Here is a 17,029-nt window from a genome sequence, read left to right on the forward strand (position 1 = left end):
CAGTCAGAAAACGGGGGAAAAACGGTTGAGCCGGTAGGGGCTCAAATCGATTTCGGGCGTTTCGCCGAAATACAGGGCTGTGACCAACCGCGCAGTCAGCGGTGCCTGCGTCAGCCCCAAATGCTGATGGCCGAATGCCAGCAGCACATTGCCCACACGGTCGATGACCGGCAGCGAATCGGGCAGCGACGGACGGAAACCCAGCCACGGCACGGCATTTCCGCCGTTCAGACGGCCTTTGAGCACGGGCTGCGCCAAATCGTGCAGCCTGAATGCCCGCCGCATATCGGGCAGTGCGTGCAGTCCGGCAAATTCCACCGTTCCGGCCAGCCGCAATCCCGCATCCATCGGTGTCATAATCAATTTGCGCTCGAAACTGCTCACGGGGACGGCCGGCATATCCGTCTGCTGTGGCAGCATCAAGTGGTAGCCGCGCTCGGTATCGAGCGGTGCGCTGCGGCCGCACAGTTTTTTCAGCCACGGTTTGGAAAACGCCCCCGCCGCAATCACAATCCGCCCGGCCTCGAACAGCCCGCCGCGCACGATCAGGCGGAAACGGCCGTCTGAAAGCGGCGCCGCATCGGCCACTTCGGTATGTTCGTACAGCGTACCGCCTGCCCGTACAAACGCCTGCCGCAAATCTGCCGCCATGCCCGCCAGATCGGCCACATGGCCGGTGTCGGGGAAAAACAGCCCGCCGCAGATGCGGTCGGACAAGGCCGGTTCGCGCGCGTGCAGTCCGTCCCTATCCAGCCATTCGTTCGCCACACCCAAACCGGCCAGTACCCTGCCGTGCCGCTGTAAAGCCGCCTGTCCGTCCGCACTTTCACACACCAGCAGCGAACCCCGCACCTTCAAGTGCCTTGCCGCCCCCCATTGGCTGGCGAAATCCTGCCATGCGGCCAAAGCACGGCCGTTGAGTGCGGACAGCGCGCGGCGGCTGTGCTCAAAACGCGCAGGGGTCAGGTTGTACAGCAGCCTGAACAGCCACGGTGCAATTTGCGGCAGATACCGCCAGTCCAGCCGCAGCGGGCCGAGCGGGTCGGCCAGCATACGCGGCAGCTGCTTCAATATATCGGGCGAGGCAATCGGAAACACCTGCTCCGCAGCGATGTGCCCCGCATTGCCCCAAGACGCACCGCCGCAGACCGTGCCGCGCTCCAACAGCAGCACCCGTTCGCCGTACCGCTGCAATTCCAGTGCGGTACACAGACCGACAATGCCGCCGCCGACCACCGCCGCCGAAAATACCTGCCCGTTCATGATGTTTCGATTCCGCAGGCAAACGGATCGTCCGGCCGGACAAAAATATCCGCCGCCGCATGAATATGCGCCCGCCCCGTGATGGTCGGCACAATCAGGCCGTCTGAAAGCGGCTCGTACGAAGCGGCAAAGCGGCTGCCGATCACACTTTCCTGTATCCACGCTTTTTCAGGCGGCCACACACCGTCTGCCGCCAGACAGGCCAGTTTCGCGCTGGTGCCCGTCCCGCAGGGCGAACGGTCGTACGCCCCGCCCGGGCAGAGGACGAAGCTGCGGCTGTCGGCCGTATCCGTCGGTCCGAACAGCTCGATATGGTCGATTTCGGCTCCGTCCTTTCCCCTGATGCCCTGCTCATTCAATGCCGCGCGGATACGCGCAGCGGCATCGGTCAGCCGTGCCAGATTGTCGGATGCGACCGTACAGCCGTGGTTGTCGGTCAGAAAAAACCAGTTGCCGCCCCAGGCAATATCGCCCGTAATGCGGCCGACACCCGCCACATCGAGCGGCACCGCCCTGCGGTAGCGGTAGGCCGGCACATTGCGCACACTGACCGAACCGTCTTCATGCAGCGTACAGCACACATCGCCCACCGGCGTTTCCAGCAGATGCGTGCCGGTACCGATGCGCCCGAGATGATGCAGCGTCTTCACCAAACCGATGGTGCCGTGGCCGCACATGCCCAGATAACCGCTGTTATTGAAAAAAATCACCCCGGCCGCCGCTGCGGCCGACTGCGGGCGGCACAGCAGCGCCCCCACCAGCACGTCCGAACCGCGCGGTTCCAAAATCAGCGCGCGGCGCAAATGGTCGAAACGCGCGGCAAAGTCCGCACACTGCGCTTTCACGCTGCCTCCGTCCAATTCGGGAAACCCGCCGTACACCACACGCGTCGGCTCGCCGCCGGTATGGGAATCGATTACAGAAAAAACATATCCGTCAGCCATCACGCCATCCTGTCCAAAATACTACCCGCCCCTACCTTACCCGCCCAATGCCCGCACTGTCTTGACGGATTCCGCCCGTTTTTTGTCGAAACAGGCACAACGCCCGCAAAAAGGCCGTCTGAAACACCCGCACCCACGGTTCAGACGGCCATATTTAAATGATAATAATTATCTATTATAATCAACCAACCGCTGCTGCGGCCAATATGCGGCAGCGGATATTTGCAAAAACCATATTCAAAGGAGAAACTGATTCATGACCAATCTTTGCAGCAAGGACAACTTCGCCGGCGGAATCGCCAAAAACGATTCCGGCCGGGACTGCGCCGATAGGGACAATTCGTTTTCCGGCACAGGCCGGTCGGATTCCGCACCGGACAAATCCCATGACCGTAACGGGGTTCAGAATATCCATCTGACTGAGACAAAGATAACCTACGGCAAGATACAAAACATCGAATTGGCTCCCGTTTCCGTCTCAGCCGGCCGCCCTTTCCGCCTGATATATGACGGTAAATCCGGCAATCGCCCAGATGCAGATGCCTTGAACGCAACCGGCACCGCAGCTCCAAATCACGCCCCGCCGCCCCGTCCGCACCTCCTTCCCTGAGACCGGGATTCGGCATTATCGGAAATCATGCCGCCTACATCGATGCGGCTGCCCGCAACCCGCACAAGACCCTGATGAAGCAGCTCGAACAACTGAAAAGCCAGGCATCGGCCAAACACAATCTGGCTTCGGCACTCTCGCACAACATCATGGCTTTTGAAGAAGGCCATATCTATGACGAACGCAAAGCATTCTATGCCGCCAACCGCGAAGCCTTAAACGAAGCAGTAGAAAAACTGCGTGCCGATACGGCGGAATTGACGCAGAAATACGGCGAAACCGCCGGCAAACTACATGCGCTCGAAGGCATCACCAAAATCACAGGTGCGATAGGCGACCTGGCCGATGCCTACGAACTCGGCAGCCGTATCAAACAGGCCTGTCAGGACGGCAATTGGGACCCCGTTGCCGGAATGATTGCCAAAATCGCCGCAACCGACGCAACAATCAGCGGCAGTGCCGCCATTGCCAGAATGCTGGGAATGGCACTGCTGGGAGTCAGTGCTCCTGCCGGTGTGCTTACTGCCCTTACTATCGGCACAAGCGTCTTACTGACATTTATTGCCATCAATACTTTTATTGACTCATTGGACAAAGAACTTTCCACCTCCGGCCTGTTGGATTTCGGCAGCAATACCTTTCCATATTCGGATTTGGTCGTATTCGGCAACCATCAATACACCGGCCATGTCAAACTGACAGCCGACAACATTACTCTGATCGGCCGGCAACAATTTCAAACACTGGAAATCGACAGCAACACCCTGACCGTTATCGGCAATATCGACGCATCGGCGCATCTGAAGATCAACAGCCCGAAAATCGAGATCATCGACAATCGGGATATTCTGGAAAAAATCATGCAACAATCCGAAGCCGGGATGCCCGGTTCCGAAGCCGGACAGACATCAGACAGCCCGCCTGCCGCAGAAAGCACAACCGGATCCGGTACGGCACCGCAAGCCGCTGCACATCCGCCATCCGATCCCGATCCGCAGATCGATTATGCCTACTTGAACGCGGCAGCCGCCCGGTTCAATATGTCGCCGCAAGACTATCTCGATTCGCTGATCAGAACGGAGATTGACTGGGAAAGCCTGCCCGATCCGCGTTTGGCCGATGAAATCATGGAACGGAATGCGCGCGAATTGGACCGTATCTTCGGCAGCCCTACTTTGGAAACGCCCGCCCCGTTACCCGAAGAACAACCCCGCTATCCCGACGCATTCACCAATACCGTTTATCCGTATGATGACGCAGGAAATGTATGGGCATAACCATCAAAGCCGTCTGAAAACAGTTCAGACGGCTCCGGAGCTTAAATATCATGAACAGAACCAAAATTGAAGAATATACTGTCTATTCCATATTAATCTTACCCGCCGTATTGTTTATTTTTATACCGGCACACCCGACAGGCAGTTTCGATCTCGCCCTCAACCGCTTTATCGATGATTATCTACTGGGAAACGGATATTTTCTGCCTTCCAATTATCCCTTTGCCGCCAAAGTCATCAACAATTTCTCTGTTGTCCTTGCCGTTATCTCGGGCGCGTTTATGGGATTTTGGCGGAGGAACGATCTCGTCATACCGCTTCCGAAAAATATCCGAAAAGCCAACCTGATTCTCTTATGCCTTGGGCTTTGGGCGTTCTGGTTCAGCCTGTACCGGCAAGAATTTTCCATCTTTAAAGGTAGAAACTTTATGGCGACAGAATCTTTTCATAATACCCCCCACTTATTCCTGGCTCTGCTCAGCTCAAAAACAATATGTATTTATGCAGGATTGAGGTTTCCCATTACTTTCTCCCTGTATTTTCTCGGGAAAACCAATATCAAAAGAAAATAAGGGGTGTTTGACGAAACAGGCCGTCTGAAAACAGTTCAGACGGCCCAAGAGCCGAACCGCCAACAGAACCGAAGCGGAAGTATCCGCCTGCCATGCTTTGCAGATTGCGTCCGCCGCCGCTTCCCACTTCACACCCTGCCCTCTTGCCGCGACTTTTTAAATTCGGACGGCGAAATGCCGATCAGGTTTTTGAACTGGCGCGTAAACGCGCTGTGGTCGGCATAGCCGCAGCGGGCGGCGGTTTCCGTTACCGACAAATCCGTTTCCAGCAGGGCGACGGCGGCCTCCATACGCACTTTCTGGATATATTGCGACGGCGTGATGCGGAAGATTTTTTTGAAATAACGCTCGATTTGGGCGGTGGAAAGGCGGGAAATCCGTTCCAAATCCTGCATTTTGATGTTTTGGCCGAAATGTTCGGCGATATAGGTTTCGATCAGGGCGATTTTGCGGTTGAGTTCGGGACGGTTGCCGTCGTTGCCGTCCACGTCCACGGATACGCCGAACATGGCGATGATGCCGCCCTGCGGGTTGTATACCGGCATTTTGTGGGTGATGCACCAGCCCAAACCGCCCGAAGTGTAGGTATGCAGTTCCAGCTTGCCGCTGATGGTGCGGCCGCCGGACAGCACTTCCCTGTCCTGCTGCGTGTACCGCCGTCCCCACTCGGAACGGAACAGGTCTTCGGACGTTTTGCCCGTCAATGCCGCCATATCGGGCAGTTGCAGGCGGTGCAGCAGTGTATCGTTGGCATAGACATATTCCGCCCGTGTGTTTTTGACAAAAAACACGGTGCTGGGCAGCACGCGCAGCACCGGTGCGAAAAGGTGCAGGCTGCGGAGCAGTTCGTCCAAATCGGCCGGACGGTAGGCAGGCAGTTCGGGATTCATGATGGGATCGGGATATACGGTTCGGCGGCGGAGAACGGGCGGCTATGCGTATTCAGACGGCCTTTTTGCGGCTAGAATACAGCGGAAACCCGAAAAACGGAACCGGATAAGTCTATTTATCCCGCCGGGCGGCCGTCTGAAAAGTGCGCCGTCAGCCGACAGAAAGGTACCGATTCTGATGGAAGATATTGCTGTTTTGGGCGGCGGCCTGCTCGGCCGTTTGTGCGCGCTGAATCTGGTCGAACGCGGCCGGAATGTCAGCCTGTATGAACAGGGCGGCGAAGCGGGCGGAGGTTCGGCGGCCTATATTGCCGCCGCCATGCTCGCGCCCTCGGCCGAATCGGTCGATGCACCGCCCGAAGTGGTTTCGCTCGGCCGCCGCAGCCTGCCGCTGTGGCGCGCGCTGGTTTCCAAACTGCCTCTGCCCGTATTTTTTCAGGAAAACGGCAGCCTGATTGTCTGGCACGGCCAAGACCGCCCACTGTCGGTGCAGTTTTTGCAGCACCTGCAACGCAGCAAACCGCCCGCAGCACCGGAAATCTGGACGGCACAACAGCTTGCCGAACACGAAAAGCAGCTGTCCGGCCGTTTTCAGACGGCCTGTTTCCTGCCGCAGGAAGGCCAGCTGGACAACCGCCAAACACTGGTCGCGCTGGCCGAAGCCTTGAAGCGGTACGGTGTATGCTGTCATTGGCACACGGCTGCCGATCCCGATACCTTGGCGGCACAGCACGGTCTGATCATCGACTGTCGGGGATTCGGTGCGCAAAACAGCTGGCATCGGGCAGACGGCAGCCGCCTGCGCGGGGTGCGCGGCGAAGTGGCGCGCGTCTTTGCGCCGGAAATCACGCTCAACCGCCCTGTCCGCCTGCTGCACCCGCGTTATCCGCTCTATATCGCGCCCAAAGAAAACCATATTTTTGTGGTAGGTGCCACCCAGATTGAAAGCGAAAGCCGCGCACCGGCAAGCGTTCGCTCGGGATTGGAACTGCTCTCGGCACTCTATGCCGTCCACCCCGCATTCGGCGAGGCCCAAATCCTCGAACTGTCCGCCGGCCTGCGCCCCACCCTCAACCACCACCGTCCCGAAATCCGTTACAGCCCGAGCCGCCGCCTGATTGAAGCCAACGGCCTGTTCCGCCACGGTTTTATGATTGCGCCCGCCGTCAGCGCGGCCGTGGCCGATCTGGCCGTGCAGCTGGCAGACGGCGGCCGCGTACGGCACGATCCCGATATCCGCTACACTGCTATGTAGGCTGGATTCTTGAATCCGACTGCCAACCGTATTGCAGAAAACAGCCGTTGCGCAGCTTCCATTTTGTCGGATAACGGGTATCCGACCTAACATAGCCCGTTTGACCGGATACCCGAATCCGACTTAAACAGAACCGGGCAATCCGTATCCGATCTCCAACCGTTGCCGGTGTTTTTCAGACGGCCTGTGCGCGGCATCAGCGCAATACGGTTACCCCTGTGGCCGTCTGAACGGTATCGAAATCCACGCCGTCGGCCATGTAGCAGGTCGGATTTTCCAATCCGACCATGCCGCTGCGGTTTTCAGAAACATCTCTGTTCGACTGTCTCGTTTTGTCGGATAGCAAGTATCCGACCTACGTTTCGGTTATCCCGCTTTTCAGGCTGCCTCATGTAGGTCGGATTCTTGAATCCGACTGCCAGCCGGATTTCAGAAATAACCGTTGCACAGCTTATGTTTTGTCGGATAACGGTTATCCGGCCTGCATAACCCGTTTGGCCGGATAGCCGAGTCCGACACAAACAGAACCGGGCAAGCCGTATCCGGCCGCTGCCGATGTTTTTCAGACGGCCTGTGCGCGGCATCAGCGCAACACGGTTACCCCTGTGGCTGCCTGAACGGTATCGAAATCCACGCCGTCGGCCAGCTCGATCAGTTTCAGGCCGTCGGGCGTGATATCGAATACGCCCAGATCGGTGATGATGCGGTGGACGACTTTTTTGCCCGTCAGCGGCAAATCGCACTGCGGTTTGATTTTGAATGCGCCGCCTTTGGCGGTGTGTTCCATCAGCGCAATCACGCGCTGCACGCCCGCCACCAAATCCATCGCGCCGCCCATGCCTTTGACCATTTTGCCCGGAATCATCCAGTTGGCCAGATCGCCCTGTCCGGATACTTCCATCGCGCCCAGAATGGCCAAATTGATTTTGCCGCCGCGTATCATGGCGAACGATTGCGAGCTGGAAAAAAAGCTCGCGCCCTGTGCGGCGGTTACGGTCTGCTTGCCCGCGTTGATTAAATCGGCGTCGATTTGGTCTTCATCGGGGAAGGCGCCGATGCCCAACAGGCCGTTTTCCGATTGCAGCATCACGTTCACGCCCTCGGGAATGTAGTTTGCCACCAGTGTGGGCAGGCCGATGCCCAGATTGACGTAAAAACCGTCCTGCAATTCCTGTGCGGCGCGGCGCGCCATCTGTTCGCGTGTCCAAGCCATGTTATGCCTCTCTTACGGTGCGTTGTTCGATACGTTTTTCGGGATTTGCGTTCACGATGATGCGGTGGACGTAAATGCCGGGCAGGTGGATTTGGTCGGGGTCGAGGCTGCCTGTTTCCACCAGTTCTTCCACTTCCGCAATGGTGGTTCTGCCTGCGGTAGCGACGTCGGGATTGAAGTTGCGCGCGGTTTTGCGGAAGACGAGGTTGCCCGCCGTATCGGCTTTCCAGGCCTTGACCAGCGCGATGTCCGCCGTGAGCGAGCGTTCCAGCACATATTCCTGCCCGTCAAATTCGCGGATTTCCTTGCCTTCGGCCACTTGGGTGCCGACGCCGGTTTTGGTGTAGAAAGCGGGGATGCCCGCGCCGCCCGCCCGCAGTTTTTCCGCCAGCGTGCCCTGCGGCGTGAGTTCCACTTCCAGTTCGCCCGATAAAAACTGCCGCTCGAATTCTTTGTTTTCGCCCACATACGAGGCAATCATTTTTTTGATTTGGCGGCTTTCCAGCAGCAGGCCCAGACCGAAGCCGTCCACGCCCGCGTTGTTGCTGATGCAGGTCAGGTCTTTCACGCCGCTGTCGCGCAGGGCGGCAATCAGCGCTTCGGGAATGCCGCACAGGCCGAAGCCGCCGACGGCAACGGTTTGGCCGTCTGAAACAATGCCTGCCAACGCGGCGGCAGCATCGGGGTAACGTTTGTCCATATATGGCTCCTTCGTTGTGTTGTTAAAAGCGGTGGAGGCCGTCTGAAAGCCGTATCTGTTTTCAGGCAGCCTGTATGTTTATGGGCGCAGGGCGGCCGTTATTTCATGCCCCAGCCGTGTCCCGCCAGAAACGACTGCCCGGTGAACACGTTGGTCGGAAAAGCCGCCAAAAAGCAGGCCAGATGGGCAATGTCGGCGGTGGTGGTAAATTCGCCGTCCACCGTGTTGCCCAGCATGATGTTTTTGACCACTTCTTCTTCGCTGATGCCTTTTTCACGTGCCTGCTCGGGAATCTGCTTTTCCACCAGCGGCGTTTTGACAAAACCCGGGCAGATGACGTGGCTGCGCACGTTGTACGCCGCCCCTTCCTTGGCCAGCACGCGGCACAGCCCCAGCAGGCCGTGTTTGGCGGTTACATACGGGGCTTTGAGCGGCGAGGCCTCGTGCGAATGCACCGAACCCATATAAATCACCGTGCCGCCGCGTTTGTCCGCATACATATGTTTTAAGGCTGCCTGCGTTGTCAGAAACGCGCCGTCCAGGTGAATGGCCAGCATTTTTTTCCAATCGGCAAAGGCCAGTTTGTCGATGGGGTCGATAATCTGCACGCCCGCATTGGATACCAGAATATCGATGCCGCCGAATGTTTCGGCCAATTTATCCGTACCCGCATTCACGGCGGCCTGGTCGGTAACGTCCATCGTCAAAGCCAACGCGCTGCCGCCTGCGGCGCGGATTTCGCTTACTGTGTTTTCGGCAGCCTGCACATTCAAATCGGCGACACCCACGTTTGCACCCGCGCGGGCGTATTGCAGGGCGATTTCTTTGCCCAAGCCGCTGGCCGCACCGGTAACCAAAGCGGTTTTGCCGCTCAAATCATACTGCACCGCCATATCCGCCTCCGCAGCCTTAAACCAAAAACAGGAACACCGCCGAAATCAGCAGCCCCGAATAAAGCAGCGCCATCAGGCAGTAGCCCATCACCGCACGCGCGTCCAAACCGGCAATGCCCAGCAGCGGCAACGCCCAAAACGGCTGAACCATATTCGTCCACGCATCGCCCCAAGCCACCGCCATCGCCGACACCACCGGACTGACACCCAGCTCCACCCCCGCAGGCAGCATAATCGGCCCCTGCACCGCCCACTGCCCGCCGCCCGAAGGCACAAACACATTCACCAAACCCGCACTCAGAAACGCCAGCACGGGGAAACTGCGGCTGTCCGACCATGCCGCAAACGCGTTGCTGACTACCGCCGCCAGCGACATCCCGCCCTCCGGCGCAGCCGTCATCAGCCCCATAATACCGCCGTAAAACGGAAACAGCAGCACAATGCCCGCAATCCCCTTCACACTCTCTTCCACCGCACGGCCGTAACGCTCGGGCGTACCGTGCGCCAGCAGACCGGCAAACAGAAACACCGCGATGACGATATTCAGCGCCAGATTAAACCCTTTGCCGCTGAAATGGCCGTACAGATACACCCCGCCCAAAACCGCCGGCACCAACGCCGCCAGACGGCTGTCGTCCCACCGCTGCGCCGGCGTATCGCGCGGCGGCGGCACAATTTCAGGCTCCCGCAGCTTCGCCGCCTCCACCGCCACCGGATTTTTCGGCATCATCAGCATATTCATCAGCGGCAGCCCGACCAGCAGCCCGGCCACAATCGACAGATTCAGCGGCGAAAACAGCGTTTCGGCCACCGGCACGGCCGTCTGAACCGTGCCGCCCGACATTTTCAGCAAATCCGCCCCTTCCGTGGCCAAAGCCAGCGGAATCGACCCGGACAGCCCGCCGTGCCAAATCAGAAAACCCGAATAGGCCGATGCCACCAGCAAAGGATAATCCGCCCCCTTCACCTGACGCGCCAGCGCCTTCGCCAACACCGCGCCGACCACCAGCCCGAATCCCCAGTTAATCCAGCAGGCTGCCAAAGACACCAGCGTAACCGTTACCACCGCCGTACGCGGACTGCGCACCCGCGCGGCCAAACCGTCCAGCAGACGGCTGACCGCAGGCGCTTTCGCCAGCACATGACCGGTAGCCAGAATCAGCGCCATCTGCATGGAAAACCCCAGCAGCGACCACAAACCCCTGCCCCAGGCATCGGCCGCAGCCGCCGGTGTCTGACCGCCTGCCAGCACCGCCGCGGCATACACCAAAACCGTCAGCAGAATACAGAACACAAACGGCGACGGCAGATAATTCTGCACCAGCCGCACACTCAACGCAGTAACGGTACGGAACATTTCTTTTTCTCCTCTCAATATGAATACGGCCGTTGCGGCGGCACGGAAACATACCGCCCGCTTCCGCTGCACGGAAATCCGCTTTACCCGTTTGGACTGTGCAGAAATCCAACCCGTCCGCTTCAACTCCGCAGAAACCCGGCCTTGGCGGTCTTGGCTTCGCTGAAACCCGCCTTTGGCGGTTTTAGCTCCGCAGAAACTCACTTCGTTCGTTTTAGCTTCGCAGAAATAGTGCTGCGCACTATTTTCAGACGGCCTTTCAGGACAGCCAATACACCAGCCCCAGCGTTACGGGAGGCACAAACGCCAACAGCACGATACGGATCAAATCGGAACACAGAAACGGCAGCACCCCCCGATAGGTTTCCTTCATCGGCACCCCTTTTGCCATACTGTTTACCACAAAAATATTCATGCCTACGGGCGGCGTAATCAGTCCCACTTCCACCACCATCAAAGCCAGCACGCCGAACCAGACTGCTTTGTCCGTCGGATTCAGACCGAAAAAATCCATGCCCATAATAATCGGCAGGAAGACCGGTATTGTGAGCAGAATCATCGACAGGCTGTCCATCACGCAGCCGAGTATCAGGTAAATCAAGATGATTGCCAACAACACCGCCCACGCAGGCAGCCCGCTGCCGGCCACCCATTCCGCCACCCCTGCGGGCATTTGCGACAGGGCGAAAAAGGCATTTAACACATCCGCCCCCAGCAGAATCAGAAAAATCATCGCGGTGGCCGATGCCGTATCCAGCAGAGCCTGCATCAGGCCGCTGCCGTCCAGTTCCCGGGTCAGCCAGGCGAGCAGCCCCACAGCCACCGTGCCGATTGCAGCCGCTTCGGTGGGTGTAAAAATGCCGCCGTAAATACCGCCGATAACGGTCACAAACACTGCCGCCACCGGCCACACGCCTTTAAGCAGCCGGAAGCGTTCCCCCCACGGCACACGCGGCATGGCAGGCCCGCTGCCGGGTTTGAGCCGTACATAAACCGCCACGGCGGCCATATAGCCCAGCATGGCAATGATACCCGGCACCAGTGCCGCCATAAACATCACGGATACATTCTGCTCGGCCAGTACCGCATAAATCACCAGCACCACAGAAGGGGGAATCAGAATGCCCAATGTTCCGCCTGCCGCAAGTGCGCCCGTAGCCAGCGCATCGGAATAACCGGCGCGTTTCAGCTCCGGCAGGGCAACCTGCCCCATGGTGGCGGCAGTGGCCAGCGACGATCCGCAAACCGCGCCGAACCCCGCACACGCGCCGATGGCGCTGACCGCAGCACCGCCGCGGTAATGCCCCAAAAACGCATTGGCCGTCTGAAACAGCCGCCGCGACAGTCCGCCGCGCGAAGCCAGATTGCCCATCAGCAGAAACAGCGGTACAACCGACAGGTCGTAGACGGAAAAACGGGCAAACGCAACGTTTTTCAAATAATTCAACAAAGGCAGCCAGCCTGCTACCCACATATAGCCCAGCGAACCGGCCAACAGCATGGCGGTACCGATATGTATGCGCAGCACCAGCAACCCGATAGTGAATGCACCGATGATCAATCCTATGGTTACCGTATCGGTCATGATGCCTCCGATGATGATTGATTGTGCGGCCGGATAACATGCCACGCGGTATACAGCGCAGTCAGTCCCAGCAGAAAAAAGCCGGGTGCAATGCTGATGTGCGACCACCATTCCGGCCAGCCTAAAATCATGGTGGCGGATTTGGACTTAAACGCCCCCACCGCACCGAAATAACTGCGCCATGCCAATACAAAGCCGATTGCCGCCAATATCAGTGCAGCCGCTGCATCTAATAGGCGGCGCACTGCCTCAGGGGCTTTCATGGTAAAGAAATCGACAATCACATGCGCATTCTTCATTTGCGCATAAGGCAGAAAAGCACTAATCGCCAGTGCGCAACCTATCTGCACCAATTCCACATCACCTTTCAGCGGAGCCGAAAACAGCCACCTGCCCAGCACGCTGACGGTAGAAATCAGGCAAACCAAAACTAAGATGACGACACCGCCCAAAGCAGACCATTTTGACCATATCCATAACAATCTGCCCGGAGCGTCTTGCGGTATTTTCTCTGTTCCGATTTCAGTATCGACCGACATGTTGTACCTACTTTACTTGATGGTTGGGCGCATGGCCGCTTTGGACTGGGCAGTTACGGTTGGGCCGCTTGGGCAATCAGTGCTTTGGCGCGCGCCACCATCGCTTTGCCGTCATAACCTTTTTGGCCCATTTCGTTCATCCAGTCTGCTTCCACTTGGGCCGCGGCCGCCTTGATTTCATTGATGCCCGCATGATCAATAGCATTAATGGCATTGCCGCGCTCAACGGCAGGTTGTTTGGCAGTATTGACCGATTCGTCCCAAGCCTTGCCGATAGCGGCCGAAAAATCAGCACCCGAGTTATCGTCAATCACTTTTTTCAGATGATCAGGCAGGCCGTCATAGCGCTGTTTGTTCATAGCAATTGTAAACAGCGCACTGAATAAAGCATTTTCCGGTGCATTGATTTCGGAATGGTATCGGGTCATATCATGCAGTTTCATGGTGGGGATGACCTCCCACGGCAAAATATAACCGTCGGCTACGCCTTTGGATACCGAATCCGCCAGACCGGGCAGGGGTATATTGACCGGTGTCGCCCCGAAAGCGGACAACATTTTATTGGTCAGGCGTGTGGGTGCGCGCATTTTGAGGCCTTTAAAATCTGCCAGCCGCGTAATGGGGCGGACATTGTTATGTATTTGCCCGCGATCATGCACATTGAACGCCAGAGGTTTCACGTCGGTAAAATCTTTGCGGCCGAATTCGTCATAGATTTGCCAGGCAACACGGCTGCCGGATTCGGCCGTTCGGGTCATAAACGGCAGTTCCATCACCTCCATGCTGGGGAAGCGACCTGCACTGTAACCGGGCAGCGTCCAGACAATATCGGCTATACCGTCGGCAGCCTGATCAATCAGCTGGGGCGGTGTACCGCCCAACTGCATGGCGGGATAAATCTGGCAAGTCATCTGCTGTTTGGATGCTTCGGCAATTTTGGCACACCAAGGTTCCAGTATTTTTTTCTGGGCCAGCGAAGTAGCCGGCCAGAAGTGGGCCACTTTTAATACAATAGGTTGATTGCCATCACCTGTTTGGCCGGTACCGATATCTTCGCTGCATGACGATAATGCAGCGACACAGACTGCAGCTGACAAATAGGTTTTAAAGTGTTTTCGCGGACGCATCATTTACTCCTTTGTATTGATGTTGTGATGAAAGCCAAAACAGATTTTTCAGACGGCATAGATTGCGGTTTCATTCCTCCAATACGGCAGCCTGCCGTATTAATTCAAGGAAAGCAGCAGTATTGCCCAACGCCTCCGCCGATAATAATGACAACTTAACCAGAAAAATTTTTTGTTTTTCCGGCGGAATACTATCCAATGTTTCTGCCAACCTGTCATAAATGGCTTCCAAGCCTGCAAGGTCTAACCTGTTCGGTACATTCATGGCCGTGCCTTTCCTCATCAAAGTCGGGCGCAAAATGGTTTGAAGGTTTCAGTAAGCCTACCTGCCTGATACGTTTGCCAGCGTCCCATCACATGATGGTCCGGGCGTACCAAATAAACGGTGCCCTCTTGTGCGCCATAACGTTTACTGTCGTCCGGATGGCTTAAACCCGGTGTGCGGCCGGATTGGCATTCAGACGGCATATCTTGATTTAGGCGGATAATCGGGGACTGAATGGGAATGCCTGCTGCCTGTAAAGTATCCATTTCTGCTTCATAAGCCGGTTCAGGCTGCCCGCTGCCGGAGAAATAGACCGCCGTAAATCGGTTGGCCAGCCGCCCGTATAAAAAACTGCCGTCGGCAAAACGGTAATCCGGAAACAGGGAACCGTTTTCCGCACCGCCGGTCATCACGCCATCGTCATCGCAGCCGCTATTCAGCAAAGATGTGCGGTATACATGGGCGCGGGAAGTACGCCAGTGAAACAGCGGGCGGACAAAGTCGTGCTGTAAGGATAAGGACAAAACCGCATCGCGCAATAAACGGTAACCTTCGCTGGGCGGCGACATAAAACGTGTGGACTTACCCGCTTCGGCACAAATTTCACGGGCCGCACCCACACGGTCGGCACTGTAACTTTCCAATAGGCTGCGTTTGGCCCAACCATGAATCACACCCGCCAGTTTCCAGCCCAGATCGAAAGCATCTTGAAAACCGGTATTCGCACCGCGCACGCCGAAAATGGGTAACAGATGTGCGGCATCACCCGCGAATACAATATTGTTGTGTACGTAATCAGGCAGCGTTAAGGCTTTGGCGGAATAAACAGTACACCAGTCCAATTCCCAGGTCAGATGCCCTTTGCCTATCATTTCCAATTGGGATTGAACGGCATATTGCAGATTTTCGGGCGATAAGGCTTGTTCTGCGGGGACATCCGGATCAATTTGCCAGTCAAACCGCCAAATATTGTGCGGTTCCCTGTGCATCAGAATGGTCTTGCCCGGATTCCAGTCTGGCGAGAAAAATGCCAGCCGTTCTGTCGGATAGTCCAGATCAATGCGTATATCGGCAATCACAAAGCGGCCTTCATAGCTGTTGCCTTCCATTTTCAAACCCAGGTGTCTGCGTATGAAGGATCGGCCGCCGTCGGCGGCAACCAGCCAAGGCGTCCTGTGGCAATAGCTGCCCTCTGGCGTATCGACAGTCAGCAGGACTTCGTTATCTTTCTGTAACAAATCAATAACTTTATTCCCCCAACGCAGCTCAATCAAACTGTTCTGCCCAATTTGGCGCAACAGTGCCTCTTCCAAATAATTCTGTTGCAGATTGTTCAGAGGGGCAAAACGGTCATGCCGATCGGTCGGGCTGGCCATGCGGAATACGGTCCGGCCTTTGTAAACGGAATTGCCGTGCGTCCACGGCAAAGCCTGTGCAGCCACATCTTGTACGGCACCGGCTGCCGCTAAAATGTCCATTGAGCGTTTGGTATACACCAAAGCCCTGCTGCCTTCCGACAACTGTCGCTCGTCATGGATTAACACAACAGGAATCCCCCAGTCAGCCAATATCAATGCCGTCAGCATACCGATCGGCCCCGCCCCCACAACGGTGACACCGTTTTCCGGCGATACGGTTGGTTCCTTACTGAAAAAATAAGGGTAAATCTTGTAGTGGAAATACAGTGAACGGCGCGGCGTTTGAACCGGGATATGCATCATGAACCTCCCTGTTTCTGTGCGGTATGAGCCGGTAAACGGCTACTCCGCATCCGGCTGGTTTTCCGGTGCGGCGGCGGCGAATGCGGGCAAGGGGGTGCATTCGGCGGCGATGCGGGCGATGGTCGGGTAGGCGGTCAGGTCGATACCGAAGCGGCGGGCGTTGTACACCTGCGGAATCAGGCAGCAGTCGGCCAGTGTCGGGTTGTCTCCATGGCAGAAGCGGCCGGTCTGCGGGCTGTGCAGCAGGGTTTCCAGTGCGGTAAAGCCTTCGTTTATCCAGTGGCGGTACCAGTGGTTTTTGGCTTCGCCGTCGGCGGCAAAGTGCTGTTCGAGGTATTGCAGCACGCGCAGGTTGTTGAGGGGGTGGATGTCGCAGGCGGTCAGTTGGGCGATGGTGCGTACGCGGGCGCGGCCTGCGGCATCGGCAGGCAGCAGGGGCGGTTCGGGGCAGGTTTCGTCCAGGTATTCGATGATGGCGAGCGATTGGGTAAGTACGCCGTCGGGGGTGGTGAGGGCGGGAACCAGTTTCTGCGGGTTGAGGGCGGTGTATTCCGCGCCGCGCTGGCGGCCGCCGTCTTGCAGCAGGTGGACGGGCTCCGTTCGGTACGGCAGGTTTTTCAGGTTGAGGGCGATACGCACGCGGTAGGCGGCGGAGCTGCGGAAATAGGAATACAGTTTCATGGTTTTGCTCTCAAAAGGCCGTCTGAAAAAATGAACGGGACGGATTACGGCTGTGCCGGAGCGGGCGGCGGGTGTCCGTTGCCCGGTAAGCCTGCCGCAACCGTTTCCGCTTCGCAGACCCGCTTTGACGGTTTTAG

The 17,029-nt window shown here is 57.3% G+C and carries 17 protein-coding genes; 4 read left to right on the forward strand and 13 right to left on the reverse strand.

The annotated features are described in order from the left end of the window. Positions 1-3: 3 nt before the first annotated feature. Together ORY85_RS06325 and ORY85_RS06330 are read right to left on the reverse strand one after the other, a co-directional pair. Positions 4-1,263 carry an FAD-binding oxidoreductase gene (locus ORY85_RS06325; RefSeq protein ID WP_274572297.1) on the reverse strand — a complete coding sequence of 420 codons (1,260 nt, stop codon included), beginning with the start codon at positions 1,261-1,263 and terminating at the stop codon, positions 4-6. Further along, positions 1,260-2,207: a 4-hydroxyproline epimerase gene (locus ORY85_RS06330; protein WP_274572298.1), complete on the reverse strand. Its 948-nt coding sequence runs from the start codon at positions 2,205-2,207 to the stop codon at positions 1,260-1,262. Before ORY85_RS06330 ends, ORY85_RS06325 begins: the two co-directional genes overlap by 4 nt. A 256-nt stretch (positions 2,208-2,463) precedes the next feature. Between ORY85_RS06330 and ORY85_RS06335 the strand changes: the two genes are divergently transcribed. The 3 genes from ORY85_RS06335 to ORY85_RS06345 all read left to right on the forward strand — a co-directional run bounded on the left by ORY85_RS06335 (position 2,464) and on the right by ORY85_RS06345 (position 4,666). Then, positions 2,464-2,817: a hypothetical protein gene (locus ORY85_RS06335; protein WP_274572299.1), complete on the forward strand. Its 354-nt coding sequence runs from the start codon at positions 2,464-2,466 to the stop codon at positions 2,815-2,817. A 74-nt stretch (positions 2,818-2,891) separates the two neighbouring features. Next, complete coding sequence (locus tag ORY85_RS06340) at positions 2,892-4,094, forward strand: hypothetical protein (protein ID WP_274572300.1); 1,203 nt, start codon at positions 2,892-2,894, stop codon at positions 4,092-4,094. 50 nt (positions 4,095-4,144) lie between these two features. Next, positions 4,145-4,666: a hypothetical protein gene (locus ORY85_RS06345; RefSeq protein ID WP_274572301.1), complete on the forward strand. Its 522-nt coding sequence runs from the start codon at positions 4,145-4,147 to the stop codon at positions 4,664-4,666. Between the two features lie 128 nt (positions 4,667-4,794). Here the strand turns inward: ORY85_RS06345 and ORY85_RS06350 are convergent, their stop codons facing one another. After that, the gene (locus tag ORY85_RS06350) at positions 4,795-5,556 is read right to left on the reverse strand and encodes an AraC family transcriptional regulator (RefSeq protein ID WP_274572302.1); all 762 of its coding nucleotides are present in this window, start codon (positions 5,554-5,556) and stop codon (positions 4,795-4,797) included. 178 nt (positions 5,557-5,734) lie between these two features. On the opposite strand from ORY85_RS06350, the gene ORY85_RS06355 reads away from it, so the two are divergent. Continuing rightward, complete coding sequence (locus ORY85_RS06355; RefSeq protein WP_274572303.1) at positions 5,735-6,811, forward strand: FAD-dependent oxidoreductase; 1,077 nt, start codon at positions 5,735-5,737, stop codon at positions 6,809-6,811. A 583-nt stretch (positions 6,812-7,394) separates the two neighbouring features. Here ORY85_RS06355 and ORY85_RS06360 read toward each other — a convergent pair. From ORY85_RS06360 to maiA, 10 genes are all read right to left on the reverse strand, one after another. Beyond that, on the reverse strand, positions 7,395-8,024 hold the full coding sequence (locus tag ORY85_RS06360) for a 3-oxoacid CoA-transferase subunit B (protein ID WP_274572304.1): 630 nt from the start codon (positions 8,022-8,024) through the stop codon (positions 7,395-7,397). 1 nt (position 8,025) lies between these two features. Further along, complete coding sequence (locus tag ORY85_RS06365; RefSeq protein WP_274572305.1) at positions 8,026-8,724, reverse strand: CoA transferase subunit A; 699 nt, start codon at positions 8,722-8,724, stop codon at positions 8,026-8,028. Positions 8,725-8,822: 98 nt separating this feature from the next. Further along, positions 8,823-9,617: a 3-hydroxybutyrate dehydrogenase gene (locus ORY85_RS06370; RefSeq protein ID WP_274572306.1), complete on the reverse strand. Its 795-nt coding sequence runs from the start codon at positions 9,615-9,617 to the stop codon at positions 8,823-8,825. A 16-nt stretch (positions 9,618-9,633) separates the two neighbouring features. After that, positions 9,634-10,974, reverse strand: coding sequence for a short-chain fatty acid transporter (locus ORY85_RS06375; protein ID WP_274572307.1), 1,341 nt, complete (start codon positions 10,972-10,974; stop codon positions 9,634-9,636). Positions 10,975-11,233: 259 nt separating this feature from the next. Beyond that, entirely contained in the window at positions 11,234-12,559 is a 1,326-nt protein-coding gene (locus tag ORY85_RS06380) for a TRAP transporter large permease (protein ID WP_274572308.1), read from the reverse strand. Continuing rightward, a complete protein-coding gene (locus ORY85_RS06385) occupies positions 12,556-13,098 on the reverse strand; it encodes a TRAP transporter small permease (protein WP_274572309.1) in 543 nt (180 codons plus the stop codon). Before ORY85_RS06385 ends, ORY85_RS06380 begins: the two co-directional genes overlap by 4 nt. A gap of 53 nt (positions 13,099-13,151) precedes the next feature. Beyond that, complete coding sequence (locus tag ORY85_RS06390) at positions 13,152-14,099, reverse strand: TRAP transporter substrate-binding protein (protein ID WP_274572310.1); 948 nt, start codon at positions 14,097-14,099, stop codon at positions 13,152-13,154. A 196-nt stretch (positions 14,100-14,295) separates the two neighbouring features. Further along, complete coding sequence (locus tag ORY85_RS06395) at positions 14,296-14,490, reverse strand: hypothetical protein (RefSeq protein ID WP_274572311.1); 195 nt, start codon at positions 14,488-14,490, stop codon at positions 14,296-14,298. Positions 14,491-14,507: 17 nt separating this feature from the next. Next, complete coding sequence (locus ORY85_RS06400) at positions 14,508-16,211, reverse strand: FAD-dependent monooxygenase (protein ID WP_274572312.1); 1,704 nt, start codon at positions 16,209-16,211, stop codon at positions 14,508-14,510. A gap of 39 nt (positions 16,212-16,250) precedes the next feature. Continuing rightward, entirely contained in the window at positions 16,251-16,892 is a 642-nt protein-coding gene (maiA, locus tag ORY85_RS06405; protein WP_274572313.1) for a maleylacetoacetate isomerase, read from the reverse strand. Positions 16,893-17,029 lie beyond the last annotated feature (137 nt).

Origin of the sequence: Neisseria leonii, assembly GCF_028776105.2 — a bacterium.
Taxonomy (GTDB): Bacteria; Pseudomonadota; Gammaproteobacteria; order Burkholderiales; family Neisseriaceae; genus Neisseria; species Neisseria leonii.

Excerpts from the sequence above, each read along its gene's own strand:
- maiA (WP_274572313.1), bottom strand. The coding sequence starts at position 16,892 with ATGAAACTGTATTCCTATTTCCGCAGCTCCGCCGCCTACCGCGTGCGT.
- ORY85_RS06365 (WP_274572305.1), bottom strand. The coding sequence starts at position 8,724 with ATGGACAAACGTTACCCCGATGCTGCCGCCGCGTTGGCAGGCATTGTT.
- ORY85_RS06360 (WP_274572304.1), bottom strand. The coding sequence starts at position 8,024 with ATGGCTTGGACACGCGAACAGATGGCGCGCCGCGCCGCACAGGAATTG.
- ORY85_RS06395 (WP_274572311.1), bottom strand. The coding sequence starts at position 14,490 with ATGAATGTACCGAACAGGTTAGACCTTGCAGGCTTGGAAGCCATTTAT.
- ORY85_RS06370 (WP_274572306.1), bottom strand. The coding sequence starts at position 9,617 with ATGGCGGTGCAGTATGATTTGAGCGGCAAAACCGCTTTGGTTACCGGT.
- ORY85_RS06350 (WP_274572302.1), bottom strand. The coding sequence starts at position 5,556 with ATGAATCCCGAACTGCCTGCCTACCGTCCGGCCGATTTGGACGAACTG.
- ORY85_RS06325 (WP_274572297.1), bottom strand. The coding sequence starts at position 1,263 with ATGAACGGGCAGGTATTTTCGGCGGCGGTGGTCGGCGGCGGCATTGTC.
- ORY85_RS06355 (WP_274572303.1), top strand. The coding sequence starts at position 5,735 with ATGGAAGATATTGCTGTTTTGGGCGGCGGCCTGCTCGGCCGTTTGTGC.
- ORY85_RS06330 (WP_274572298.1), bottom strand. The coding sequence starts at position 2,207 with ATGGCTGACGGATATGTTTTTTCTGTAATCGATTCCCATACCGGCGGC.
- ORY85_RS06385 (WP_274572309.1), bottom strand. The coding sequence starts at position 13,098 with ATGTCGGTCGATACTGAAATCGGAACAGAGAAAATACCGCAAGACGCT.
- ORY85_RS06380 (WP_274572308.1), bottom strand. The coding sequence starts at position 12,559 with ATGACCGATACGGTAACCATAGGATTGATCATCGGTGCATTCACTATC.
- ORY85_RS06340 (WP_274572300.1), top strand. The coding sequence starts at position 2,892 with ATGAAGCAGCTCGAACAACTGAAAAGCCAGGCATCGGCCAAACACAAT.
- ORY85_RS06375 (WP_274572307.1), bottom strand. The coding sequence starts at position 10,974 with ATGTTCCGTACCGTTACTGCGTTGAGTGTGCGGCTGGTGCAGAATTAT.
- ORY85_RS06345 (WP_274572301.1), top strand. The coding sequence starts at position 4,145 with ATGAACAGAACCAAAATTGAAGAATATACTGTCTATTCCATATTAATC.
- ORY85_RS06335 (WP_274572299.1), top strand. The coding sequence starts at position 2,464 with ATGACCAATCTTTGCAGCAAGGACAACTTCGCCGGCGGAATCGCCAAA.
- ORY85_RS06400 (WP_274572312.1), bottom strand. The coding sequence starts at position 16,211 with ATGATGCATATCCCGGTTCAAACGCCGCGCCGTTCACTGTATTTCCAC.